This window comes from Paenibacillus liaoningensis, assembly GCF_059609455.1.
The window spans coordinates 140,886-164,903 of the sequence record NZ_JCAALU010000002.1; the positions used below are offsets into that span (position 1 = coordinate 140,886).

A 24,018-nucleotide genomic window follows, 5' to 3' on the forward strand; every position below is an offset into this window, starting at 1 on the left:
CCGCCTATACATTTCAAATGTGCACAGCTACCGGATTCAGCACAAAAAACCGCCAGCCGCAGGCGGCAAATGCCACGCTGGCTGACGGTTATATTGCTTGTAAAAGCCTAAGCGATTATCGCGTAAAAGGATTATTCGCCTTCTCAAAGCCAATCGTCGTCCGCGGGCCATGCCCCGGATATACTTTAACCTCATCAGGCAGCTTGTAAAGCTTGCCCTGAATAGAATCGTATAAATCCCGCTCGCGGCTGCCCGGCAAATCCGTACGTCCAACGGAAAGCCTGAACAGCACGTCGCCGGAAAAAAGATCGTTGCCGCGCAAAAAGCTCACGCTGCCTGGGGAATGCCCCGGCGTATGCATAACGCGAAATTTCTCGCCCAGCAGCTCCAGCGTCATTCCTTCATCCAAGGCGTATTCCGCCGGATCGGTCGTCAGCGGCGGCGTTACTTCCTGCCAGCGCATGGAACCATTTTTCCCAGCATCCGTCAGCCAGTCGGCCTCCAGATCGTGAATATAAACTGGGCAGCCTGCCGCTTTGCGAACCTCATCCACACCGCCCATATGATCGAAGTGGGCATGCGTCAGCAAAATCGCCTCAATATGCGTATCGGCAATCCGCTTCAGCACACCTTTCGGGTTCATGCCCGGATCAATGATGAGGCCCCGTTCCTTGCCTGTTTCCTCATCCTTTACCGTGAGCAGGTAACAATTTGTCTGGAGAGGTCCCAGCGCAAATGACTCAACTCGCATTTCACTCATGATCAGCGCTCCTATTCTTCTGTTTAGAACGACTCCAGCAGATCGCGCAGCTCTTTCACAATAACCGAATGATAGCCTGTGCCTTCGCCGTAACGGCGGCCCATTTCTTGGCGAACAAGTCCAAGCTTGTCTTGATAATCCGCTGCTTCACGGTCTGGATTTTCCAGCTTGAATGCGGTCATCGCTTCTTGAACATGCTTAGGACGCGGTCCCCATTGTCCGAGCACATGGCCGCCTGTATCTGCAATAATAACGATCGGCACCGCGCGGCCGCCCATGGTCAAAAACTGCTCCATCGTATCGAGATGCTCCTCCATAATGAGCACCTCTGTTGGAACGCCGCTATTTTCGAGCGCACGGAATACAACCGGAATATTGCGAATGACATCGCCACACCATTCTGCCATTAAAATCAAGCAGCGCAAATCGTCGCGGTTGTTCAGCGATTCGAAAAATTCACGATCGCTTTCATCCGTCCATGCAAACTGATTGTACCAGTCTTGAAAAGCCTCTTTATTTTTCTCCATGCCGTCGATGAATTGCTGCGGGCTAATGCCTTTATTCAATTTCTCTGCTACGCTTTTGCTCATAATTAATTACCCTCTTTCTCCTGTTATATGTATCGTAGGTTCATGCGGATCAGGCTGCATTACGCCGATTTCTTACGTGATTTTCTAAATTTATAAAGCGAATAAACAATGATTAACAATACTGCGAGAATAATAGCTGGAAGCACATAATCCTTCGCCTGCTCATGAATATTTTCCCAATTTTCGCCAAGCGAGCGGCCCAAATGGACGAACAATAGCGCCCATGGCAGGGAAGCAGCTGCGGTAAGTGCAGTAAACAGCCAGAAATTCATCTTCGCCATGCCTGCAGGAATCGAGATGACCTGACGCATGACGGGAACGAAACGGGCTGTAAATACAATGCCGGAGCCATATTTTTTGAACCATTCTTCGGCTAGGTCGACATGCTTCTTTTTAATTTTAATATATTTTCCGTATTTCTCCACCAGGGGACGTCCGCCGAATCTGCCGAAAGCATACAAAATCCAGTTTTGCCCAACCGCGCCGAGCGTTCCAAAAAAGACGGCGCCCGCGTAGGAAATTTCGCCTTTGTACACCAAGTAGCCGCCAAAGCCGAGTACAATCTCGCTTGGAATGACCTCCATCAGCAAACCGATCAAAATCCCAAAGTAGCCAAGGCTTTCAATCCATAAAAGCAGGGTATGCAAAATCTCCGAAATGCTATCCATCACGCTTGCCTCTCACATCCTCTCTAAACTACTGCTTCGTTTGTTATTCTACCACACCGAAGGAAGGCTCATCCAGTCGAAACCGTGCAGGTGACGTTCATGCGGGCGGAAGCATACATATAGAGGAAAGAGAGGAGCGGGTCTGCCATGAAGCCTACTGCCCAGAAGCATGACTCAAGCCTGCCTACCGCTCGCAAAATACGGCGTGCCTGCAGCAATGAGCTGTACCGTACGGCCAAACGTTTGAAGCTGTGGGTGTCCAAAGAAAAGCTTGATCAGGCGGAAAATTTGTATTTTAAGAAGGTAGCAGTCAATCTGCTGTGGATTCACGAGCATAAAAGCAATCGCAAGCTGCTCGCGGATTGGTGGGATGAGAACGTCTCCGCTGAAATCGCCGAGCTATGGGAGACGGACCGAGCGAAGCTAAGCGAAGCCTTCCGCGAGTCGTTTGGCGGGTAAGATGCCCGGCCTGTGGGCATACGAAAAAAGCAGGGTTTTTCTATGGGCCGCTGGCCTGAGAAAATACCCTGCTTTTCATGATATGCTTAGGCTGCGCCTCTTAAAGCGGGAATTACTCTTCCCGCAGCCGCTCCACCGATACCGTTTCCGTATTTAATGGATTGGAGCCCACCTGTACGGTTGCCATGCTGTTCGCTACGTCTACATGCTCGATCCATACGGCTTTCCCATCGAGCTGCACTCTAATTGTTTGCGATGAATCATAGATCTGCTTGGCGCGCGAAACGTCCATCAGGATCCCTCCTTAAGCTTAATTGCTATCTGCCCTCTTCCTCCATCGTATCGGTCGTCGATTCATCAATAAGGCCGTTATGAGGCGTTACATTGCCTCCTCCAAGCCCTTCGTTCACCATACGGTCAATATCCATAAAATAATCGGAGCGCCCTTCATGCTGGGCGTCAACGCCTGTACCATTAGTTATGTTTTCGCCTGCTGGTTGATCATTCATATCTGTCATTGCCATCCCTCCTTTCTTTAAACAGCTCCTTGCCTACTTGCAAAATATGCCCGATCGGACACTTGTTCATTCATTCCTGCCGTTCAAGTGCCCGCTTATAATAATGGAGACAGCAGATGCGCAGCAGCTTCCGCCATTTTCTGAAGGACTGGCCGCTCCGAAAAACGGTTCAAGCTCAGCTCCTCGCTATCCCGCTCATCCTGCCGAAAATCCCGCTTCAACTGCGAAATAGATCCCGCATCAAATAAAAGCGCATTTTGCTCATAATTGTTGTAGAAGCTGCGCATATCCATATTCGCCGTTCCCACTGACGCCAGCATGCGGTCAATGATGAGCACCTTGGCGTGTATAAATCCTTTTCGATAGCGAAACACCTTAATCCCCGCCTTAAGCAGCGGCTCTACATAGGAGAGCGTAGCCCACAATACAAGCTGGGAATCCCCTTTGCCCGGAATAATAATTCGCACATCGACGCCGCTCAGCGCCGCTACGCGAAGCGCCATCAGCAATCCCGGATCAGGTATAAAATAGGGCGTCGACAAGCATATGCTTTCTTTCGCAGCCATTACCGAAGCAACGACTGATTCCAAGATCGGCTCCCCGATTTGATCAGGGCCTCCAGGCGTAATCAATACGGGATCGTTGCCTTCACAATGATGCAGCGGCATATAGAGCGCTTCGCTCAGCTCTTCTTTTGCAGCAAAAGCCCAATCGCTCCTGAACAGCTGCTGTAAAAAATAAACCGCATCTCCCTCCAGCTGCACATGGGTATCCCGCCAAAACCCAAGCTTTGGATTTTTACCCAAATACTCATCGCCAATATTAATACCTCCAACGAAGCCGATTTTGCCATCGATGACTACGATTTTACTGTGATTGCGGTTGTTCAGCCTCCGCTCGTACCAGGCATGGCGCGGCGGCAAAAAACAGCTTGTCTGAATGCCAGCCGTATTAAGCTCGTGAATATAGGCCTGGCTTAGATTCATGCTGCCGATGCCGTCATACAGCACGCGAACTTTTACCCCCGCCCTTGCCCTCTCGATCAAAGCTTGCTTGAAGCGCTGTCCGATTCTATCATCCCGTATCGTATAATAATCAAGATGAATAAAGCTTTGTGCCCGGCTAATCGCCGCCAAAATCGCTTCGTAGGTATCGTGCCCATTTTGGAGCACATGGACCTTGTTGCGCAGCGTAATACAGTGGCCTTTCGATGCCGTCAACAGCCGGAATAGCTGTTCTTGCCCACCAAGCTCCGGACTTGCCTTCAAATCAGCAAAGCTTTGCGCATTGTGTGTCAGCTCCCCGGCTTGGAGAAGCTTCTCTTGAGCCAGCCGTTTATGTGTATGGCTGCTTTGGCGATTAACTGGCCGCGCAAGCAGCAAGTAAAGCGCAATCCCCAAAATCGGCAGCAGCATCGTAATCGTCAGCCAAGCAGCTAGGCGTGCAGGCCTACGATATTCCATTGTGAAGATAAATACAAATTGCAGTAAATAAAGCCCTAGAACGACGGCTAGAGCAATTATAATCAACCAAACGGACATGAAGGTCCCCCTTGTTGTGACGCGTGCTGAAAGCGCCACATAACCTACTATTTTTTGCAATGTCATGCAAACAAGCAACTTGCGGCTAGAAACCTGCTTATCTAGTGTCCGCGGTTCATCGTTCCATTATGCGCATGTTTCCTTATAGGCAAGCTGATTTGATATGCAGCAGATTAAATACACATAACAAAACAGCATGTGCCCCCGAATCGGGAGCACATGCTGTTCATTGCTTAACAATGCTGTATGCTTGAAGGTTTACAAAGTAAGCTACAATTGCCACCATCATAAGCTACAACATCCATAATTATAGAATATCTTCATCTGCTAATTAGGCTAGCCTGTACGTTTCATAGGAGTCGACGAATCGTTAACACGATGCATTCGGTCCCAAATCAGCTTATGCATGCTAAAATACCTGCATAAAAACACCGGAAGTCGTTTATGTTTGATACCCAGCTTGTAACCGATAAGCTTCGCTGCCGATTCTGCAAAAAGCACAGGAATTAAATGATAACGACGCTCCTTCAGCAAGCATTGGAGCTGGGTTTTGACCAGCTTAAAGCCGGGTTTTCCTACTTTGCTAAAAGGGATAATCCATTCATTACGGCACATCGATACTCCATTGTCAAAAAAACGCCTGAACTGCTGCATCAGCGTATAATCATGGGAATGATAAACGCCTGCTTCCGCCGCATAAGCAATGCTGTATCCGTTCATGACACAGGTTGCGGCCATAAACATATCCTCATTAAAAATAACAGGAGCATCAAAGCTGCCCATCTCATAAAAGGTTTCTCTGCGATAGGCCGCGCATACATTCGAACAAATAAACGTTTGAATGCCCATTTGATCAATATCTGCTTTAGATTTCAATCGCGGCTCAGGCGGATAATTGGATGCTCTTGCCAGCCGCTCTAATATGCCTGCATGGGGATACGGTATTTGCCTTGCGTAGGAGCAGGCAGTTCCGGGATCATCAAGCAGCGGCTGGACAAGTTTTTCAAGCAGCTGTTCATCATAGGGCAGCGCATCCTGCGTCATAAATACGAAAAAATCGCCTTTTGCCTGGGAAGCAGCCGTATTGCGCGTACCGCCATGATCAAATTCACTGCGCAGCACCGACAGCACACGCGTTCCGAGTTGACGCGCCCGCTCGGGTGTACCATCCTCCGAGGTGGAGTCCATAACGATAATTTCGTAGGGCAGCAGCGTTTGTTTCTGCAGCCTTTGAATAAGCTCTACGAACTCCAACCCTGCGTTTAATGTAGGAATTATTACCGAAACCTTCACATTTGTACTGCTATCAGTAAGCATTTTTATTGACAAACCCTCTCACAATCGTCATTACGATGATTTTCAAATCCAAAATAAAAGTCCAGTTTTCAATATAAAATAAATCATGTACGATCCGATCCTCAATGGAAGTATCACCGCGCAGCCCATTCGTCTGCGCCCAGCCAGTAATGCCGGGACGAATCTGATGCTTGATCATATACTTCGGAATCTCTTCTTTGAACTGGCTAACGAAATACGGACGCTCTGGGCGTGGCCCGACAACGCTCATATGTCCGAAAAGCACATTAAAAAACTGCGGCAGCTCGTCAAGGCTCGTGCGGCGCAGGAAGCTGCCAAACTTCGTACGGCGAGGATCATTTTCCACCGTCCACTGGGTATTGGATACTTCACCTGTCGAGACGCGCATCGAACGGAATTTATACATGAAGAAATTTTTGCGGTTCAACCCCATCCGTTCCTGTTTAAACAGAACTGGTCCAGGCGAGGTCAGTTTGATGCCAATGACCGTCGCGAGCATAATTGGTGAAGTAACTAGGATCGCAATAAGCGAAAAAATAATATCAAAGCCGCGCTTCAGTACACGATTACTCAGCTCATCTAGGGGAACATCCCTTACATTTATAAGCGGAATACCGGCAAAATTATCAAAAAATGGCCTAGCAGGCAGCAAATCAAAAAAGTCCGGGATAATTAGCGTCTTCACGCCTGTTTTCTCGCAAGTCTCAATGATCTGCGCATATTTCTTATGCGCTTCGAGCGGCAATGCGATAATAACCTCGTCAATCGTAAGCTCATTCAACTTCGCTTCAAGATCGTCCAGCTTGCCGATGATCGGCTGCATGAACTGATGCTCCTCCGCGTGCTCTCCCTGATAATCGTCAAGAAAACCGACTGCTTCATACCCCAGCTCAGGACGCTTCTGCAAATTATGATAAAAGCTGCGCCCCACTGAGCCCGCCCCGACAATTAGCACATAACGCTTGTTGTACCCACGTCGACGGAAGGAGAAAAGCATTGATTTTACAATATAACGATAGAGAGCTATAGCTGCAATATTCATCAGGAAAAAGATTAAAAGTAATTCCCGGGAAATATGTACTTCACCTGTGAAGTAAAATAAGCTGAGCAAGAACAGGAAGCTGATCGTCTGAATCTGTATAATCTTCAGTACTTCATAGGAATAATTTTTACGCCGCTTAGGCGAATAAAACTGCAAATAAAAACCGACTACAACAGCTGAAAATGAATAGACGGTTCCCCAAACCAAATAGGTGGAGAAAGGCACGGAATTTACATAGGACAGCCAGTCGCTATAAAATTTAAGCCAATAGGCGGCAAGAAATACAATTAACGTACATAACAGATCCGCAAGCATATATAACTGGGACAATATCCTCTGGTTTTGCCGGATCATAAATGCAAATTCACCCACATTCTATCAGATTTCGACTCTACTAATATTGTATCAAAATAAGGATGCAAAAAGAACCCCATATGTTTCCACATGAGATTCTCATTAATTTACTCATTAGCTAAGCTTTTCCTTCATCTTGCGATTAACCTGCTTGCGCTTGCGCAGCATAGCAGGCAGCATTTTGAAAATAACGGGCCAAGAACCAAGCAGGCCCGGTTCTCTAAGCAGAATATAAGCAAGCTTCGCAGCTTCCACGAAAGTCAGCAAGGGAATCAACCAGAGCAGCTGCCAGCTGATTGGCTCATTTTTAATAAGCGTGAACCAGCGGTTTTGATAGGAGTGCCTACGGATGAACAAGGGGACAGAACGGCGGCCTCCCTGCTTCCATCCTCGGTGATGCAGCGCACCAGCCGAAGGTACATAACTGGCTTTCCAGCCTAGCTTCTGCGCCCGCCACGCCACATCTACATCCTCTTTATAGGCAAAATAGTCCTCATCAAAAAACTGACCGTCAATTTGAATATCACGAATCATAGCCATGCGATACACTGCGGCTGCTCCGGATACCCCGAATACTTCCTGCGGCTTGTTCCAATTCGCGGCAGGCTCATCGGCGGCCAAATCATAGGCTTGGCGTGTGGGTCGAATGCCAAGTCCCGCACTGTCCATTTTAGTAGGATCGGAGCCGAGTACTAGCTTCCCTGTCACGCTGCCGACTTGCGGATTACTTTCCATGAAAGCTACCGCTTCCAACAAAAAATCCTGACCCAACGTCACATCGGGATTAAGAACCAGAACGTAATCAGCTTCGGTTTGAGCGATCGCCTGATTTTGCCCGCCAGCAAATCCATTGTTTAAGATATTGGCGCTAAAATGAATATTTCCTTTCAAGCCCTCATTTGCGGCATAACGCTGCACAATCGCTTGCGTTCCATCACTGGAAGCATTATCAATAACAATAACCTGCTCTGGCCGCAAAGTCTGACGCAGAGCTGCATGTAAGCACGCTTCAATATCCGAAGCACTATTGTAGGTCACGATACAGACGCTTGCTGTAGCCATTGCAACACATCACTCACTATCTTTCAAATAATGTTGCAGCGCTTCCCTCCATGGACGCAACTGCTGTAATTCATTGCTGCGGATAGCGCTGTGATCCATGACAGAATATGCTGGTCGAGAAGCGGGACGAGGAAACTCAGCAGTTTTACAAGGCTCTACCTGAATCTTTAACCCGCTCTCCTCAAATATCGCCTGAGCAAATTCATGCCAAGAACAAACTCCCGTATTAGAAGCATGATAAATACCATAGTTTTCTGTCTGTACAAGCTCTAGTAAAAAATGGGCCAAATCATACGTATACGTTGGCGAGCCTAACTGGTCTGAGACGACTTTCAAGCTGTCGCGTTCCGTTCCTAGTTTCAATATCGTCTTGACGAAGTTATTTCCGTACTTGCCAAATACCCAGGAAGTGCGAACAATAAAAAAACGATTATGCATCGTCTGGACAGCATATTCCCCTGCCAGCTTAGATTTCCCGTATACCGTTTGCGGATTCGTATTGTCATATTCATTATAAGGCACAGCACCTGTACCATCGAACACATAATCTGTACTGATGTAGCAAAGCTTAATTCCCGCCGCAGAAGCTGCAACCGCAAGATTGCGAGTTCCTGCTCCATTTACGCGAAAAGCCTCATCCGGCTCGGATTCGGCTTTATCAACGGCTGTATAAGCACCGCAGTGTATAATTGCGTCAGGGCAATGCTTCGCGAGAACGGCACGACATTGCTCAGTGTCTGTAACATCAAGTTCAGAGCGGCTAAGGGGGATAATCTCTATTCCCTCAGCCTTAGGCAAATGCGCCAGTTCTGCCCCTAACTGCCCTCCCGCTCCGGTAACCACAATTCGCTGCGGCTTCTCAGGCTGCTGGGTAATCATGCCTGATCACCCAAACGATCCTTATACTGTGTATCATAATATTGCTGGTAAGAGCCGGACACAACCTGCTCCATCCATTCCTTGTTGTTCAAGTACCACTGAATCGTCGCTTTAATCCCGCTCTCATAGGCAAACTGCGGCTGCCAGCCCAGCTCGTTGCGAATTTTATCCGCATCAATCGCATAACGGCGATCATGGCCTAGTCGATCTTGTACATAGTTAATGAGAGACTCTGGCTTACCCAGCTCTTGCAAAATTGTTTTTACAACATGAAGATTGTCACGCTCATTGTTGCCTCCAACATTATAAACCTCGCCATTGCGTCCTTTATGCAATACGAGATCTATGGCACTGCAATGATCTTCGACGTAAAGCCAATCGCGAACATTGAGACCATCTCCGTAGACTGGCAGTTGCTTATCCTGCAGCGCATTTTGAATCATTAGTGGAATGAGCTTTTCCGGAAATTGGTACGGTCCATAGTTATTGGAGCAGCGCGTAATATTAACTGGTAGGCCAAACGTTTCGTGATAAGCTCTTACAAGCAGATCTGCTCCAGCTTTACTCGCCGAATAAGGGCTGTTTGGAGCAAGCGACGTTTCTTCTGTGAAGAGGCCCGTCGCACCAAGCGTACCATATACTTCATCAGTGGACACTTGAACGAATTTAGAAATCTGGTATTGCTTAGACAAGTCAAGCAGCGTCTGGGTACCCAAAATATTCGTCTGCACAAAAATTTCTGGTTGCAAAATGCTCCGGTCCACATGCGACTCCGCTGCAAAGTTCAGCATGGCATCTATACCAGCTGCAAAAAGCGGCTCAAGCGCTGACTTATCCGTAATGTCCGCCTTCACGAATGTATAGTTCGGATGCTGCTCAATACTGCGCAAATTTTCTAAATTGCCCGCGTAAGTTAGCGCATCTACATTAATAATGTGGTACTCCGGATACTTATTGATCATATAAAGTACAAAGTTGCTGCCAATAAAGCCAGCACCGCCGGTAACTAATAATTTCACGAGTTAAGCTCACCCTTCATATACAAAATTAATTTCCGCATTGGCAAGAACAGGATGCTTGCCGTCCTTGTCAGAAAGAATCGGGGCAGAGGTCGGCCAATCAATACCAAGTGCCGGATCATTCCAGGCTATGCCTCTGTCATGCTCAGGGGAATAAAGCTCATCTACTTTGTATTGTACTTCACTATTGGGCACGATTGTACAGAAGCCGTGGGCGAATCCTTGTGGGACTAGAAGCTGACGCTTATTAGCTGCACTTAAAATAAAGCCCTGCCAATGACCAAAAGTAGGTGAGCCTTTGCGAATATCGACAACGACGTCGTAAATGGCTCCGGCGGTTACTCGTACCAGCTTGGTTTGAGCCTTTGGATTTAACTGGTAATGAAGGCCACGTAAAACGCCTGCTTCAACAGATAGGGAATGATTGTCTTGAATAAATTTATTGTTAATCCCTACTTTTTGAAACGTTTCGACATTGTAGCTTTCATAAAAAAAACCACGTTGGTCGCCATATAAGTTCGCTTCAATTATTTTGAGTCCTTGAAGAGCTTCACTCGTTACTTTCATTAGTTACTCACCGCCAATTACAGTTTCAAATTACCAAACTCCTCACCATAAATAATGTCTTTTGCCAATTCGTTAGCTCTATGGTAAGAGTTATGAGTACCAGCATCAGTCCACCAGCCAGGTAATACATCATATGTTAGTGAATTGGAGGAAATGTATGCGTTATTAACGTCAGTTATCTCTAGTTCACCTCGGTCAGAAGGTTTTAGAGAACGAATTATATCAAAAACTCGACTGTCATACATATATATTCCAGTCACAGCGTAGCTACTTTTTGGGGTATGCGGTTTTTCTATTATAGAAGCAATCTTTCCTTCACTTAATTCTGGCACTCCATAACGATGAGGATCATCAACCTCTTGAATCAGAATTTTCGCACCATGCTTCTGTTCATGATAATTTGATACAAATTCGCTAATTTTTTCAGAAAAAACATTATCTCCAAGAATAACAATCATCCGGTCCTGATTAACAAATTTCTCGGCCAAACCTAGAGCCTGTGCAATACCACCAGCCTCATCTTGAACCTTGTAAGTGAAAGACAAACCAAACTCTGAACCACTCCCAAGTAGACTGACGACATCGCCCATATGTTCTCTTCCTGTTACAATGAGGATATCCACAATATTCGCTTCTCTCAACTTTGCAATAGCATGAAAAATCATCGGATATTTCCCAATTGGAAGAAGATGCTTATTCGTTACTTTGGTTAACGGGAATAGGCGTGAGCCATTCCCCCCAGCCAGTATGATTCCTTTCATATTTATTCCCCCATTTATTCAAATAAACAATTGACTTTTTCTAAATCGAATAAACAGAACAATGAATAATAAAAAAAATGCTACATTTACAAAAAATATAAATGGATGTTTTTTTACAGGGGATTTTATTGTTGATATCGCCCGTTTTAACGAATCCTCATTCATAATAATCTCTTCTGTAGACAGCTTCACCTTCGGATTAGTAGACAACCAATAATTGTTTTTCACGTCAACTACATCGAATCTTACCTTAAGATGATTAACCTCTGCTTGACCTAAATTAGCACTCACATTCAAAAGAAGATTTATATTCGCGACTCCTTCTTTATTTATTGTTAACGGAAAGCGCTGTCCCTCCCATAACAATTCGGTACCCCTTTCATCGTATATATGATAGCTTAAAAAGGTTTGATTATTGTACAGATCGGTATTGTGAAACTCAACAGTTACATCCATATCTATTTCTTTATCGTACTGCTCTTTATCTGAATTAACTATAATACTCACATCACTTGCTTCATTCGCGCTCACCGCTAAACCATTTACAACTAAAAAAACAAGCAATAATGATGTAACCATCCATTTTTTTTTCATATATCCACCTTATTTAGGACATGAATTTTTCAAATACAGCATTGTATTCTCCTACAACTAGTTTCCAATCTCGTTGTGCAAATTTTTCATATAAATCTGCTTGCGCTTTAAATAACTCATCTTCATGCTCCATTGCATACTCAATTTTTTGCGCCATAGAATAAGGATTATAGGGATCAAATAACATCAGTTCCCTTAATTCTATGCTCTCAATCTCCGCTTCTACAACAGGTATGCTGCTCATGACCGAAGGGGTACCTACAGAATAAGCCTCTGAAAAAGTAAACGGGAAGCCTCCCTCAAATAATGTTGGATTTACTGCACAAACAGCCATTTTATTAAATGCTGCTAGCACTTCTGAGGAAAGTCCGGTCATAACAAAAATATCGTTCTCCAAATGATGTTCTTTAATATAATCCTGCATGTATTGCAAATGAGAGATATCACCTGTCACTATAAGTTTAATGTTTTTAAACTTCTCCATATTTATAATTTTAATCGCTTTTATTAAATTAAAAATATTTTTATGAGGTCTTGCTTGAGATGAATATATAACATAGTCAATCTGGCCAATATCAGAGTTAAACAAGACATTATTAGGAGAACATTTGGATTGAATATAACTATTTATTATTAGTTTCGCATTTTGTACATCGCTCATGTACTTAGAAACGCTATCAGACAATTTCAAATGTTCCCTCATATTGATATTTGCATGCTTGATTACTGTTACTTTACTTTCATCAACACCACATTTATCAATTAAATGACCATATTTCACATAATTACTATAACAAATTAGATGATCTGCACTATCTATGCTTTTTCTGATGCGTTTATGAGTTGCAATAGTGCCCGGATATTGTGTAGGAAAGTCATAAAATATTATATCTGGCGCTGCCAACACTTTGCTACAATGAATCGACTTTACTTGTGGCCATGCCATTGATGGAATAAAACATACCTTTACATCTTTACGACTATTTATTAGCTTTACTATTCTATTCAACTCATTTTCCAGGACAGTATTGTAAAACCTCCCCCGAACCATAACGCCAAAAGAATTTACCTTTTCAAATAAAGAATGAATAAAAGAGATTCTTCTAACTCTCTTCAAGACTTTTTTTACTATTAAATTAACTGACTTATATATGAAAAAAAACACTAAAAAAGAAAGGATGATTGGAGAAAAAATTAAGCCAATTAGTAAATATAAAATCGATTTACCAAACAACGACACCAAAGAAGAAGTACTCATATATTCTATAAAAAGTTTTTCTAATACTTCATATACGCTCTGTTTAATCTTTAATAACATTCTTTTAAACGGAGATACTTTGGGGAGATTTTTTTTCTATTTGTTAAATAGTTTTTGATTTTTACTCCTATTGGAATTTTTTCCGTGGAAACAATTTCATATTTTTCCAATGGTATCTTGTTATCTTTTAATAAAGATTTAACTGAACTAATTAACCACTCAGGGCAAAATAAAACGATACTAAAATTATTAGACTTTTGTTCTTTTAAAATAAAAGCCAACAGCCTGCCAATACCTTCAATTGAAAGATTAGAACCTGGTTGAAAGCCTACAAACACACCTAATTTTTTCACAGCAACTTCCTCCATACTTGAGCTATTTCATTGATTGCATCCATATGGATATGCTCAAGCTTAGCATCTACCTGTTTATCTTCTGTTGACTCTGAAAACACTTCGAATAGCACATTATCATTTGAAGTAAAGTTTTTATAAATGAATGTACAACCAAATGTATGTTCAAAATCTTTATAGAATGGAAATTCCTGAAGTATCGTCTCTTTTCTATATTGCATTGCCTTCGCCAGTTTAAAGTATATATGCTTCAGATCGTGAGGAATAATAATCTTCTTGGCATTCGAATATAAAGCATTGTACTCATTAATCTTTAAATCATAATACAACGTTACTTTATTTCTTAAAAATTTCGATTCTTTAATCATATTGTTTAAAAAAACACTTGCTTCATAAGCATAATCATCCTCAAGCTTATAATTATTTAAATGTATTTTCACTTTTTCCGTTCGTCCACTTAATCTATAATATTCCTGGAGATCAGTAAGTAATCGTTTTATCTGATTTTTTTTCTTACTATCTACCTCGATAAGATAATATGATTTAATGCTTGGACTTTCTTCTGCATGACTATTAGAAAAAACAAACGGTATAATGCTTATCTTTTCTTCTGCTATGCCAACATGTTTCACTAAATCTATTTTCGTTTGTAGAGAACTAGTTAATAAGAATGATGCATTTTTATAATTCGATATTCTATAGTCAGTAATCGTTTTATAGAATCGTTCCCCTAAATTATCAATATAAATACCATATGGTTTGATTGGCGCAATAGGCTCATCCAACTGGTGATTTAAAAACAACCAGTAGTCTGCATCTACAAAATTTCTTGCATAATCAACCGGCATTATATAACTGCTATACCATAACTGTTCATTTTGGAATAAGAGTGCTAACGAATCCATTGTACTGCTCAATGAAAATTCCTGAAGTTTAAAATCTCTAACTGATACACCTTCTTGTAGTAACTCCATAAAATCGCGACTCGCATCAAATTGATTACCCGAAATGTTAAAAGTAATAGAATTCGTTTCATCCAACTTCTTCAACCCTGCATTTAACATCTTAACTACTTGAACATAATCTTCTTTGTAAATACTCCACTCACCTTCTGTTAGAAATAACGCAATTTTTTCAGCGCTTTTCTTTAAAACAGGAACTGAATCATTTACTATCGGAATGAAGTTTTGTTCCCACATGAGTTTATTATATTCATACGAGAACTTATACAATATTTCTTTCTGATCATTAATAATATTATTTATTAATTCATTATCTCCATCAATAATTCTCTTTATTTTCATTCTAGCTTCTTTTATATTTTTACAACTGCCCGCTTGTTGTGTATCTTTAGCTAGAATACTAAGTAAGCTACCTTCCATATAAACAACAGGCATACCTGCAATCATGGCTTCTAACGGGTGATAATGCAAGTGACGAGGATCCGTCGAGTGATAATACATAACTTTGCAATTTTTATACAGCTCATTTAATTGATCTCTTTCCAAGAAACCAGTAACTTTTTCATCTTCTACAGGAACTGGTTGATTACCCGCTATAATATAATCAAAACCTGAAAAATCCTTTTTAAACTGATTATAAACTTTTTCAGATTCCGGAATATACTTTATTCTTGTACAAAAAAACAAAACCTTATCATGTTTGCCCATCCATTGATTCTCTATTTCATAAAATTCATTGGGCAAGCCCAATGGCATATAAACAGCATTTTTTTTATAAAAATCATCTTCTACCTCTACAAGGTTAGAGTAACACTGAGAAAACCAAAATCGTTTACTGATTTGCTTGAGTTTGTGAAGATCATTTTCAGTAAAATAAAGATTTATTAAATCTGTATAATTTTTAAAATTTGAAGGCCCTATTCCAAATGCACGTAAAAAGATTTGTCCATTAAAATTATGAATCAACTTCCGTAACAACACGAAAGCAGTATCGATATATGTAATCACCGTTCCAAAGTGCTCATTAATAATCTTTTTAATATAAAGAGGCATATTTGCTGTAGAAAAAAAGTCATATTCATTCAACAATTTCAAATCTTCTTCTGGAATAGTTAATGTATGGTCGTACTCAAATGTAATAGAACCGCTTGACTGTAAAATTTCTTTTATTGTACTTTTTGGTGTATAAATTTCAAAACCTAAATTTTTAATAAGCGGCAGTTCGAACTTGCTCAGTGTGTCATGATTTAATAGCCAAAGCAACCTTCTTGCTTTCATGCCAACTATCCCCCTGAACTTAACTATATTGAACTTTTATAAAAACTAATCACTTCATCAGGTGCACCATCTTTAATAATTTGTCCTTGTCGAACAAGAATTACACGATTACAAACATCTCGTATTGTGGCAAGGTCATGTGAAACCAATACTAAAATCTTTGCCCGGCTCATAAGCCCTGTCATTCTTTCTTTTGCCTTTAATGCAAAGGATGCATCTCCAGCCCCTATAACCTCATCCAGCAATAGAATTTCCCCAGAAATTGAAGTAGAAATCGCGAATGCAAGCCTAATCAACATTCCTGATGAGTATGATCTTATAGGATAATCAATGAATTCACCTATTCCTGCAAAATCGATAATTGCCTGTTCTTGTTCCTTAATACGTCTTGGGACCTCCCCAAGTAACAATCCACGATACATAATATTCTCTCGGCCCGTAGATTCGAGATCAAAACCTAAGGCTAAATCAAATAAGGATCGTATTTCTCCCTTTACTTCTAGCGAGCCAGATTTAATTGGATATATTCCTGCGATAGTCTTCAATAATGTACTCTTTCCCGCACCATTGTGGCCAATAATTCCGAGTTTATCTCCCTCTTTCACTTCTAAACTGAAGTTTCTAAGGGCATGTACATTGTCTAACGTTTCTTTTTTTTTCTGCAACTTTAATAAAGAGAATACTTCTTGCTTTAAAGTAGTTGCATTATATATGTGTGATGGGTAATAAAGATTGACATCATTGAGCCTTATATAGCACTTTTCCATATTTATTATCCCTCTTATTTCTTATAGATAAAATATTACTTTACTATGATTGTTTTTATTAACCCACACTGCTATTCCTGCAAACAAGATAATCGTTCCAATTGTAAAAGTGTAGTTGCTAACTGTCGGCATTGTTCCATATAAAAAGGGCTCTCTAACAAGAGCCAAAATATGTGTTATAGGATTGAGATTAAACAGAACACCTAAAGCAGGATTAGAAGTAAACATTTCTTTTCTTAAAAAGACAGGCGAAACATACCACACTGCTTGAATTACGAGAGCCATTACTTGTGGGTAGTCACGATATTTCGCATTAGTAAACCCTGCAATCGTTGTAATCGCCCATGACAAGCAAAAATACAGCATGATTGTTAAAGGTAATGTCATGATTCCAATTAATACATGCTCCGGCCTAGTGAATAACATCCAAACAGCCAATGAGGTCATCGCCAATATAAACGTAACTGTAGTCACCAAAGCTGATCTAAGAGTATAAATAATAACAGGATGATTAAATTGACGAATGTATTGCTCTCCTGTCATAATCGAATAGCCCCCACCAATAAAAGAGGCACTAATTAAATCCCAAACAATTAATCCTGACAATACATATGGAGCATAATCGGTAAAAGACATATTAAATACCGTGCCGAATACGGTTGACATCAATAAAGTAAGCAACAAAGGATTCATAAACGTCCACAAAATCCCCAATTTTGAACGCCTAAACTTATTTTTAAGTTCAGCATTTACAAGATGCATCCAAAAGTATCTTGTTTGATATATTTTCTTCATATAGTCACTCACCATTTAACCTCCACAAAGCAAACTTAAAGCTACTTGCCAGAAAGTTATCCATTTGCTTTACAATGAAAAACAAGTCTCTCACAAATATAATTCATATCCATCTCACTAAGTAAAGCATTTGTTGGTATATTAATTCCTCTAACAGATACAGCATCTGCTACTGGATAGTGGTTCGTTTCATAGTATGGCGGCATTTGATGCATAGGATAAAAGAGTGGTCTTGTTTCAATTCCATCTTCGTCTAATAATTTCATCAATTCATCTCTGCTAATGTTAACTTTATCTTGAAGTAAAATCGAAACCATCCAATAAGAATGTTTTGCCCAAGACAGTTCTGGTTGAAGAGTAAACCATTCTGAATAAGGCGCAAAAAGCTCAATATAAGTATTTGCTACACTCCTACGCTTACCCAAATGCCACTCTATATTTTCTAATTGACCTAAGCCAATTGCCGCTTGCATGTTTGTCATGCGGTAATTATAGCCCACGACTTCAAACCAATATCTTCTCTTAGGATCCATTCCTTGTCCTCTAAGCAATCTCATTTTATCAGCAAGTTCCTTATTATTGGTCGTAATCATGCCACCTTCCCCTGTAGAAATAATTTTGTTACCAAAAAAGCTGAATGTTCCAACATCCCCTATAGAACCAACAATTTGTCCGTTACATTCAGCACCATGTGCTTCCGCAGCATCTTCAATGACAAACAAATTATGTTTTTTAGCAACTTCCATAATTTGATCCATATTTGCAGGATGTCCATATAAATGAACAACAATAATCCCTTTCGTGTTCGCTGTAATTTTTTCTTCAAGCTTTTGCGGATCCATATTCCAAGTATCTGGTTCGCAATCAACTAAAACAGGAGTAGCGCCACAGTACTTAACAGCATTTGCTGTCGCTATATATGTAAAGGTTGGTACCAGTATTTCATCACCAGTCCCTATTCCATAAGCAAGCAAGGGTAAATGCAACGCTACAGTCCCATTCGCACAGCTTAAAGCATGATCTACACCACAAAATTGTGCAAACTTTTGTTCAAATTCATTTACGTATTTTCCATTTGAAGAAATCCACCCAGTATCAATACAGTCCATAACATATTTTTTTTCATTGCCATTCAGGACTGGTCCTGCCAAAGGAATACTTCTAACTGCTTTCATATTTCTTCATCCTTTTATATGAATTTTTTTGCGGGTACACCTACAACTTTAACATTTGAAGGGAGATCAGAAATAACCGTTGATCCCGCTCCAACTACTGTCCAATCACCTATGGTTATTTCCGGAATTACATTGCATCCAGTACCTATAAACGTGCCCTCTCCTACAGAAACACTACCTGCTAAAGTAACACCAGGAGCAATATGAGCATGCGCACCTATTATACAATCATGATCAATCCCAGCCCGTGTGTTTATAATGACATTATCATTAATTTGTGAAAAAGAGTTGACGACAACTCCTGGCATAATTGCAACTCCTTTGCCTATCTGGGCAGAAGAAGATATTATGGCGGAAGGACTTATCGCATTCACAGGTGTAAAACCAAGCTCAAGCATTTTATAATATAGCTTTCTGCGTAACTTATTGTCACCAATGGCAATAATAAATGAAGTAATACCTTTTTCCAAAAGAGCAGGCAATACGGAGTCATCACCAAGATACGGAATACCGTACAAACTTAACATATTACTCTCTTGTGCAGTAAAACCTACTACATCTATATTTTCAATAGTATGCAAAATGTCCAAGATAACCTTTGCATGGCCCCCGCCACCTACAACGACCACTTGATCACGTTCTAGGATATTCATCTTTATCATCACCTACTTGAGCTTGATAATCTCTCCAATAGTCAAGCAAATCCTTCATCGTTTCTAGGAGCTGGAATTCAGGTTTCCATCCCGTATGAAGCCTAAGTTTTGTATTATCTCCTGCTTTAATAGCAACATCTTTGGCTCTTAGCCTAACTGCTTCTATTTCAATAATTGGGTCTTTGAGAGACGACTTTGATAGCAGCATATCTAACAGCTCTGAAATAAAAACAGGCTTATTGGAAGATACATTATATGCTTCTCCATTTTCCCCATACTTCATTAGCTTTAAATAGGCATTCACTACATCTCTAACATCAAGAAAATCACGTTGTACATTAATATTTCCGACGGAGATGCAGTTACTTCCACTACCTTCCATCTCAGAAATCTGCTTTGCGAAATTAGAGCAAACAAAATGCGGCGATTGTTTAGGTCCGGTATGATTAAATGGACGAGCTCTTATAATTCTCATACCGAAGGTTTTGAAATATTGTTCACTAATTAAATCAGCACTAGCTTTTGCCCCTGCATACGGATTGCTTGGCTGCAATAGATCCCTTTCGTTGTAGGAACTTCTTTTATCCTCGCCATAAACCTCTCCAGAGCCTACGAATAATACTTTGCAATCGATATCCAATTTACGAATCGCTTCATATAAAACTAAAGTCCCGTTAACAATAGTTTCATACGTCTGCATCGTATTAGTATACGAGGAGGGGATAAAAGAAGAGCCTGCTAAATGATAAATTTCATCAGGCTGTATTTTTCTAATAATCGCTTCTACATTGGAGCTATCAGTAATATCACAAGGATAATATTCAATATTTTTATGGCTTGTTGCCCTCCTTGAAAATCCAGAAACCTCATATCCATTTTCAATGAGCTTCTCACTTAATAGAGTTCCAACAAAGCCGCTTACTCCAGTTATAAGAGCTTTCATTTAAACCTCTCTTTCATTAAACTTTGGGCCCAGCCACTAATATGTCGCTATGTTTGTGTTTTTCTTTTTTCAGGTCAGTATCCACCATTAACTGCACAAGCTGCTTGAAGGTTGTCTTTTGTGGATTCCAATCCAATTTGCTGATCGCTTTAGCCGGGTTGCCTAGCAATAGGTCTACTTCAGCCGCTCTGAAGAATTTAGGGTCTGTAACGACATAATCTTCATAATTCAAACCTACATAGCTGAATGCTATTTCACAAAACTCACGGACAGAGTGCATTTCCCCAGTAGCAATAACATAATCATCTGGCTGCTCCTGTTGAAGCATCAGCCACATACATTCAACATAGTCCTTGGCGAATCCCCAATCGCGCATAGCATCAAGATTGCCCAACCGCAGTTCTGTTTGCAGCCCTAACTTGATTCTTGCGACAGCATTCGTTATTTTCCTTGTTACAAATTCAATACCTCGACGTGGTGATTCATGATTAAACAATATGCCTGAGCATGCAAACATATTGAAGCTTTCGCGATAATTTACAGTCATCCAATGACCATATACCTTTGCTACACCATAAGGGCTTCTCGGATAAAAAGGAGTAGCCTCTGTCTGGGGAGTTTCCACTACTTTACCAAACATTTCACTGCTCGATGCTTGATAATAACGGGCATCAGGCTTAACGATACGCACGGCTTCGAGCATATTACTTACGCCAATAGCAGTCACTTGCCCTGTTAGAATAGGCTGATCCCAAGAAGTTCCCACAAAAGACTGCGCGGCCAAATTATATACTTCATCCGGATTTGAAATTTTCATCGCGTGAATAAGTGAACTCAAATCAAGTAAATCGCCATCAATAATTTCAATTTTATCTTGAATATGATCGATGTTCTCTAGTACAGGTACACTAGTTCTTCTTCTTAGTGCAAACACCTTGTACCCTTTTTCTAATAATAAATCCGCCAGGTACGATCCGTCTTGTCCAGTAATTCCTGTAATTAGTGCACGTTTTTGTGTCATTCTTATTTCCCCTTATTAATAATGTTTAAGTTGCTTCTTATATAATTTCATTATAAGTATCGCTCTAACTTTTGAATTTTAAGCTCTTTAATTAGAGATTTTATCTCTTGGGCCTTGTCTTTCTTACAAATCAGGGTCACATCTTCAGTCTCCACAATAATTAAATCCTCAACACCTAAAGTAGCAATGAGCTTACCGTTACTTTCAATAATACATCGTTTGGTATCGATATTTAATGTGTTGCCATTGGTCACATTACCATTATCATCAACATCATTTATACGTTCCAATGCGGTCCAACTGCCTACATCATCCCAGCCGAAAATGCAGGGAATCACATGTATATCGCTTGCTTTTTCCATAATCCCGTAATCAATTGACTGATCAGGCATTTTTGGGAATTCGGCTTTAATAATCGTATTTCTATCATTTTCTTTAAACGCCATTTTCATTGTCTCTAATAAATCATGCATTTCAGGCATGAGCTTTCGAATATAATCTCTGACAACAGCTACTCTCCATACGAAAATGCCGCTATTCCAATAGTAATTTCCTGCTTTTAAATAATCATTCGCTTTTTCTTCATTTGGTTTCTCTACGAATTTGTTCACTTTATGAACATTCAAACCATTTAATTCGAAAGTTTCATCCGTACTCTCTATATACCCGTACCCTGTTTCTGGATAAGTAGGAGTAATTCCTAAGGTAATTAAGTTTTCTCCTTCTTTGCTGGCCAACACTGCTGTTTGCAATATATTCACAAATTCAGTTTCGTTTTTAATGATATGGTCCGATGGTATTACAATCATCGAGCTGTCAGGATACTTCTCTTCAATAATAATTGAAGCAAGCCCTACACAAGGAGCAGTATTGCGTCCGATAGGCTCTATAATAATGTTATCCGCAGGTAGATTAGGAATTTGAGCCTTAATTAATTCAGCATATAACTCATTCGTAATAATAAAAATTTGCTCAATAGGTATAAAAATTTGCAACCGATCAATGGTTTGCTGAATCATCGATTTGTTGCCCGATATATTCAGAAACTGCTTTGGCAAGTTCACCCGACTTCTAGGCCAGAATCTTTCGCCTTTTCCACCCGCCATAATCAAACAAGTTGTTGTCATCTCATCCTCCAAACTGCCAGTTATAAATATAGTCCAGTCTTTTTTGAATTAGCTTCCCAATTACAATTGGAGAGTGAAACTCTTTTATGTACCTTTCCCCTCCAGCAGCAATCCTCTCATAATATGGTTGATCGTTCACCAACTTTTTCATATATTCTGCGGCATGGTGCACGTCAGGCTCCGCCCAATGCTGCTCCGACTTATATGGCCCATAATCTTGTCCTAATTGCACTAACTCATAATCGACAAGACATGCATTTTTTTCATTCATGAAATCTACATTAGAGGACCAATTCGTGCCAATCACTGGTTTACCGAGATACATGGCCTCTGCGAAGCCCAGACCAAATCCCTCGCTGCGATGTAACGAGATAAAACAATCTGTTATGCTAATTAAAGCATTGACATCATTTCTACTAATCGTTTCATCTAATAAGTAAATATTTTGATACTCGCCAATCAACTCTTTAAGCAAAATCAAATCGTTGTCATTGCTCTTATAACGGTTGATTTTAACTACCAATCCAACCTTCAAATTATTTGGTTCAAAAGCTAATTTGAACGCAATAATGGACGCACGGGGATTTTTACGTTCCTGAGAGCTTTTCACATCGTACATTGTAAGAAAAAGAAAGGCTGCCTCTGGTAATTCGAAATATGAACGGTCCCGATCTTCCTTTATTTTCACTTCTATAGAGTGCGGAATTTTCACAACCGGAACAGGACTTTTTAGTGCTATGGCATCCCCAACAAAGGTAGAGGGAACCCAAATCTCATCCACATATCTAAAGCTATTAAGCCACTCGTCAGGAAACTCCGACAACTCCCAGTGCCAATAACCAATATTGTATTTTCCCTCAAATAATGTATTACCGTATAACACATTTATCTCAGGCATCTGTTCCGCATTAATATGAAACACATTAACATTGAAGGTTGGCTCTGATACTTCTTTATGCATCCAGGTTGTGTCAGCCATCCTTGAGCTGCTAGTACCTGTAAAGTTAAGAATTCCAAACGGTATATTGGCTGCGTTTAAGCTGTTTGCAGCTAATCTGCAAGATTCACCAACTCCCATTTCAGCTCTAGCATAACCAAGCAGATTAACTCCCTTGAGAGACCTCATATCTCGCACCATAAGTTGGCTTCTATTAATAGGCTCAGCTAGCGTTAATAGTTTCCTCTTAGCAGATCGTCTAAGATTAGCAGGAACCAGACGAACCAGAACTGGCTTGAAGAAACTGGACATTTTATATAAAGCACGAAAGATTATTCTTTTTATTACAGACACCACCAGAAATTGAATTTCACCCCATTAAATTGCACAAAACTTGCATCTTGTCGTATTTACAGGTAATACAACGAACACTTTGTCGAAATAAGTATACGGTATATTAGGCTCTACGTCGAGCTTTGCCGAATAAAAACCAACTCTCTCATTTGTGTTTTAAAATTGATAAATACTTAGTTTAGCATCTATAATTGCCTAAGAGGCCTACCTGCTCCCCCGTTGTTGAGTAAATAATCTTGAATTTGCTGCGAGAACTTATGAGAA

Annotated in this window: 26 protein-coding genes; 1 reads left to right on the forward strand and 25 read right to left on the reverse strand. The window is 40.9% G+C overall.

Translation table 11 applies throughout. The annotated features are described in order from the left end of the window. Positions 1-115: 115 nt before the first annotated feature. Genes AC6B99_RS03310 through uptA form a run of 3 tightly spaced genes read right to left on the reverse strand, consistent with a single transcriptional unit; the run spans position 116 to position 2,018 of the window. The gene (locus tag AC6B99_RS03310; RefSeq protein WP_081418765.1) at positions 116-751 is read right to left on the reverse strand and encodes an MBL fold metallo-hydrolase; all 636 of its coding nucleotides are present in this window, start codon (positions 749-751) and stop codon (positions 116-118) included. Between the two features lie 32 nt (positions 752-783). Continuing rightward, positions 784-1,350, reverse strand: coding sequence for a thioredoxin family protein (locus AC6B99_RS03315; RefSeq protein WP_056034092.1), 567 nt, complete (start codon positions 1,348-1,350; stop codon positions 784-786). Between the two features lie 59 nt (positions 1,351-1,409). Beyond that, a complete protein-coding gene (gene uptA, locus AC6B99_RS03320) occupies positions 1,410-2,018 on the reverse strand; it encodes an undecaprenyl phosphate transporter UptA (RefSeq protein WP_056034095.1) in 609 nt (202 codons plus the stop codon). A gap of 147 nt (positions 2,019-2,165) precedes the next feature. Here uptA and AC6B99_RS03325 point away from each other — a divergent pair, with 147 nt between their 5' ends. Next, positions 2,166-2,477 carry a hypothetical protein gene (locus AC6B99_RS03325; protein ID WP_056034098.1) on the forward strand — a complete coding sequence of 104 codons (312 nt, stop codon included), beginning with the start codon at positions 2,166-2,168 and terminating at the stop codon, positions 2,475-2,477. A gap of 112 nt (positions 2,478-2,589) precedes the next feature. Here AC6B99_RS03325 and AC6B99_RS03330 read toward each other — a convergent pair whose 3' ends face one another. The 22 genes from AC6B99_RS03330 to AC6B99_RS03435 form a co-directional block, all read right to left on the reverse strand. After that, positions 2,590-2,769, reverse strand: coding sequence for an H-type small acid-soluble spore protein (locus AC6B99_RS03330; protein ID WP_496662737.1), 180 nt, complete (start codon positions 2,767-2,769; stop codon positions 2,590-2,592). 25 nt (positions 2,770-2,794) lie between these two features. Next, positions 2,795-2,995: a hypothetical protein gene (locus AC6B99_RS03335; RefSeq protein ID WP_496662738.1), complete on the reverse strand. Its 201-nt coding sequence runs from the start codon at positions 2,993-2,995 to the stop codon at positions 2,795-2,797. Between the two features lie 95 nt (positions 2,996-3,090). Next, positions 3,091-4,536 (reverse strand): cardiolipin synthase, encoded by a 1,446-nt coding sequence (gene cls / locus AC6B99_RS03340; protein ID WP_496662739.1) that lies wholly within the window; start codon positions 4,534-4,536, stop codon positions 3,091-3,093. Between the two features lie 336 nt (positions 4,537-4,872). After that, entirely contained in the window at positions 4,873-5,853 is a 981-nt protein-coding gene (locus AC6B99_RS03345; RefSeq protein WP_496662740.1) for a glycosyltransferase family 2 protein, read from the reverse strand. Continuing rightward, positions 5,843-7,249, reverse strand: a complete 1,407-nt coding sequence (locus AC6B99_RS03350) for an undecaprenyl-phosphate glucose phosphotransferase (protein ID WP_496662741.1) — start codon at positions 7,247-7,249, stop codon at positions 5,843-5,845. The genes AC6B99_RS03345 and AC6B99_RS03350 overlap by 11 nt, the downstream gene beginning before the upstream one ends. A 114-nt stretch (positions 7,250-7,363) precedes the next feature. Then, positions 7,364-8,311 carry a glycosyltransferase family 2 protein gene (locus AC6B99_RS03355; protein WP_496662742.1) on the reverse strand — a complete coding sequence of 316 codons (948 nt, stop codon included), beginning with the start codon at positions 8,309-8,311 and terminating at the stop codon, positions 7,364-7,366. Between the two features lie 9 nt (positions 8,312-8,320). Beyond that, positions 8,321-9,190 carry a dTDP-4-dehydrorhamnose reductase gene (gene rfbD / locus AC6B99_RS03360; protein ID WP_496662743.1) on the reverse strand — a complete coding sequence of 290 codons (870 nt, stop codon included), beginning with the start codon at positions 9,188-9,190 and terminating at the stop codon, positions 8,321-8,323. After that, complete coding sequence (gene rfbB / locus AC6B99_RS03365; protein WP_496662744.1) at positions 9,187-10,209, reverse strand: dTDP-glucose 4,6-dehydratase; 1,023 nt, start codon at positions 10,207-10,209, stop codon at positions 9,187-9,189. Before rfbB ends, rfbD begins: the two co-directional genes overlap by 4 nt. 9 nt (positions 10,210-10,218) lie before the next feature. Next, positions 10,219-10,776, reverse strand: a complete 558-nt coding sequence (rfbC, locus tag AC6B99_RS03370) for a dTDP-4-dehydrorhamnose 3,5-epimerase (RefSeq protein ID WP_496662745.1) — start codon at positions 10,774-10,776, stop codon at positions 10,219-10,221. A 17-nt stretch (positions 10,777-10,793) separates the two neighbouring features. Further along, the gene (locus AC6B99_RS03375) at positions 10,794-11,537 is read right to left on the reverse strand and encodes a sugar phosphate nucleotidyltransferase (RefSeq protein ID WP_496662746.1); all 744 of its coding nucleotides are present in this window, start codon (positions 11,535-11,537) and stop codon (positions 10,794-10,796) included. An 18-nt stretch (positions 11,538-11,555) separates the two neighbouring features. Next, complete coding sequence (locus tag AC6B99_RS03380; protein ID WP_496662747.1) at positions 11,556-12,131, reverse strand: hypothetical protein; 576 nt, start codon at positions 12,129-12,131, stop codon at positions 11,556-11,558. A 13-nt stretch (positions 12,132-12,144) separates the two neighbouring features. Next, positions 12,145-13,371, reverse strand: a complete 1,227-nt coding sequence (locus tag AC6B99_RS03385) for a glycosyltransferase (RefSeq protein WP_496662851.1) — start codon at positions 13,369-13,371, stop codon at positions 12,145-12,147. Between the two features lie 68 nt (positions 13,372-13,439). Beyond that, on the reverse strand, positions 13,440-13,742 hold the full coding sequence (locus AC6B99_RS03390; RefSeq protein WP_496662748.1) for a hypothetical protein: 303 nt from the start codon (positions 13,740-13,742) through the stop codon (positions 13,440-13,442). Further along, positions 13,739-15,982, reverse strand: a complete 2,244-nt coding sequence (locus tag AC6B99_RS03395) for a glycosyltransferase family protein (RefSeq protein ID WP_496662749.1) — start codon at positions 15,980-15,982, stop codon at positions 13,739-13,741. Before AC6B99_RS03395 ends, AC6B99_RS03390 begins: the two co-directional genes overlap by 4 nt. A 23-nt stretch (positions 15,983-16,005) precedes the next feature. After that, positions 16,006-16,749 carry an ABC transporter ATP-binding protein gene (locus tag AC6B99_RS03400; protein ID WP_496662750.1) on the reverse strand — a complete coding sequence of 248 codons (744 nt, stop codon included), beginning with the start codon at positions 16,747-16,749 and terminating at the stop codon, positions 16,006-16,008. A gap of 21 nt (positions 16,750-16,770) precedes the next feature. Continuing rightward, a complete protein-coding gene (locus tag AC6B99_RS03405; RefSeq protein WP_496662751.1) occupies positions 16,771-17,556 on the reverse strand; it encodes an ABC transporter permease in 786 nt (261 codons plus the stop codon). Positions 17,557-17,600: 44 nt separating this feature from the next. Further along, positions 17,601-18,719 (reverse strand): DegT/DnrJ/EryC1/StrS family aminotransferase, encoded by a 1,119-nt coding sequence (locus AC6B99_RS03410; protein WP_496662752.1) that lies wholly within the window; start codon positions 18,717-18,719, stop codon positions 17,601-17,603. Between the two features lie 14 nt (positions 18,720-18,733). Beyond that, on the reverse strand, positions 18,734-19,372 hold the full coding sequence (locus AC6B99_RS03415) for an acetyltransferase (protein WP_496662753.1): 639 nt from the start codon (positions 19,370-19,372) through the stop codon (positions 18,734-18,736). Next, positions 19,353-20,315, reverse strand: a complete 963-nt coding sequence (locus tag AC6B99_RS03420) for a GDP-mannose 4,6-dehydratase (RefSeq protein WP_496662754.1) — start codon at positions 20,313-20,315, stop codon at positions 19,353-19,355. Before AC6B99_RS03420 ends, AC6B99_RS03415 begins: the two co-directional genes overlap by 20 nt. Before the next feature lie 16 nt (positions 20,316-20,331). After that, a complete protein-coding gene (gene gmd / locus AC6B99_RS03425) occupies positions 20,332-21,336 on the reverse strand; it encodes a GDP-mannose 4,6-dehydratase (protein ID WP_496662755.1) in 1,005 nt (334 codons plus the stop codon). 50 nt (positions 21,337-21,386) lie between these two features. Beyond that, complete coding sequence (locus AC6B99_RS03430) at positions 21,387-22,463, reverse strand: mannose-1-phosphate guanylyltransferase (protein WP_430160080.1); 1,077 nt, start codon at positions 22,461-22,463, stop codon at positions 21,387-21,389. A 1-nt stretch (position 22,464) separates the two neighbouring features. Continuing rightward, positions 22,465-23,601: a glycosyltransferase gene (locus tag AC6B99_RS03435; RefSeq protein ID WP_496662756.1), complete on the reverse strand. Its 1,137-nt coding sequence runs from the start codon at positions 23,599-23,601 to the stop codon at positions 22,465-22,467. Between the last annotated feature and the right edge of the window lie 417 nt (positions 23,602-24,018).

Excerpts from the sequence above, each read along its gene's own strand:
- AC6B99_RS03310 (WP_081418765.1), bottom strand. The coding sequence starts at position 751 with ATGCGAGTTGAGTCATTTGCGCTGGGACCTCTCCAGACAAATTGTTAC.
- AC6B99_RS03315 (WP_056034092.1), bottom strand. The coding sequence starts at position 1,350 with ATGAGCAAAAGCGTAGCAGAGAAATTGAATAAAGGCATTAGCCCGCAG.
- uptA (WP_056034095.1), bottom strand. The coding sequence starts at position 2,018 with ATGGATAGCATTTCGGAGATTTTGCATACCCTGCTTTTATGGATTGAA.
- AC6B99_RS03325 (WP_056034098.1), top strand. The coding sequence starts at position 2,166 with ATGAAGCCTACTGCCCAGAAGCATGACTCAAGCCTGCCTACCGCTCGC.
- AC6B99_RS03330 (WP_496662737.1), bottom strand. The coding sequence starts at position 2,769 with ATGGACGTTTCGCGCGCCAAGCAGATCTATGATTCATCGCAAACAATT.
- AC6B99_RS03335 (WP_496662738.1), bottom strand. The coding sequence starts at position 2,995 with ATGACAGATATGAATGATCAACCAGCAGGCGAAAACATAACTAATGGT.
- cls (WP_496662739.1), bottom strand. The coding sequence starts at position 4,536 with ATGTCCGTTTGGTTGATTATAATTGCTCTAGCCGTCGTTCTAGGGCTT.
- AC6B99_RS03345 (WP_496662740.1), bottom strand. The coding sequence starts at position 5,853 with ATGCTTACTGATAGCAGTACAAATGTGAAGGTTTCGGTAATAATTCCT.
- AC6B99_RS03350 (WP_496662741.1), bottom strand. The coding sequence starts at position 7,249 with ATGATCCGGCAAAACCAGAGGATATTGTCCCAGTTATATATGCTTGCG.
- AC6B99_RS03355 (WP_496662742.1), bottom strand. The coding sequence starts at position 8,311 with ATGGCTACAGCAAGCGTCTGTATCGTGACCTACAATAGTGCTTCGGAT.
- rfbD (WP_496662743.1), bottom strand. The coding sequence starts at position 9,190 with ATGATTACCCAGCAGCCTGAGAAGCCGCAGCGAATTGTGGTTACCGGA.
- rfbC (WP_496662745.1), bottom strand. The coding sequence starts at position 10,776 with ATGAAAGTAACGAGTGAAGCTCTTCAAGGACTCAAAATAATTGAAGCG.
- AC6B99_RS03375 (WP_496662746.1), bottom strand. The coding sequence starts at position 11,537 with ATGAAAGGAATCATACTGGCTGGGGGGAATGGCTCACGCCTATTCCCG.
- AC6B99_RS03380 (WP_496662747.1), bottom strand. The coding sequence starts at position 12,131 with ATGAAAAAAAAATGGATGGTTACATCATTATTGCTTGTTTTTTTAGTT.
- AC6B99_RS03395 (WP_496662749.1), bottom strand. The coding sequence starts at position 15,982 with ATGAAAGCAAGAAGGTTGCTTTGGCTATTAAATCATGACACACTGAGC.
- AC6B99_RS03400 (WP_496662750.1), bottom strand. The coding sequence starts at position 16,749 with ATGGAAAAGTGCTATATAAGGCTCAATGATGTCAATCTTTATTACCCA.
- AC6B99_RS03410 (WP_496662752.1), bottom strand. The coding sequence starts at position 18,719 with ATGAAAGCAGTTAGAAGTATTCCTTTGGCAGGACCAGTCCTGAATGGC.
- AC6B99_RS03415 (WP_496662753.1), bottom strand. The coding sequence starts at position 19,372 with ATGAATATCCTAGAACGTGATCAAGTGGTCGTTGTAGGTGGCGGGGGC.
- AC6B99_RS03420 (WP_496662754.1), bottom strand. The coding sequence starts at position 20,315 with ATGAAAGCTCTTATAACTGGAGTAAGCGGCTTTGTTGGAACTCTATTA.
- gmd (WP_496662755.1), bottom strand. The coding sequence starts at position 21,336 with ATGACACAAAAACGTGCACTAATTACAGGAATTACTGGACAAGACGGA.
- AC6B99_RS03430 (WP_430160080.1), bottom strand. The coding sequence starts at position 22,463 with ATGACAACAACTTGTTTGATTATGGCGGGTGGAAAAGGCGAAAGATTC.
- AC6B99_RS03435 (WP_496662756.1), bottom strand. The coding sequence starts at position 23,601 with ATGGTGCGAGATATGAGGTCTCTCAAGGGAGTTAATCTGCTTGGTTAT.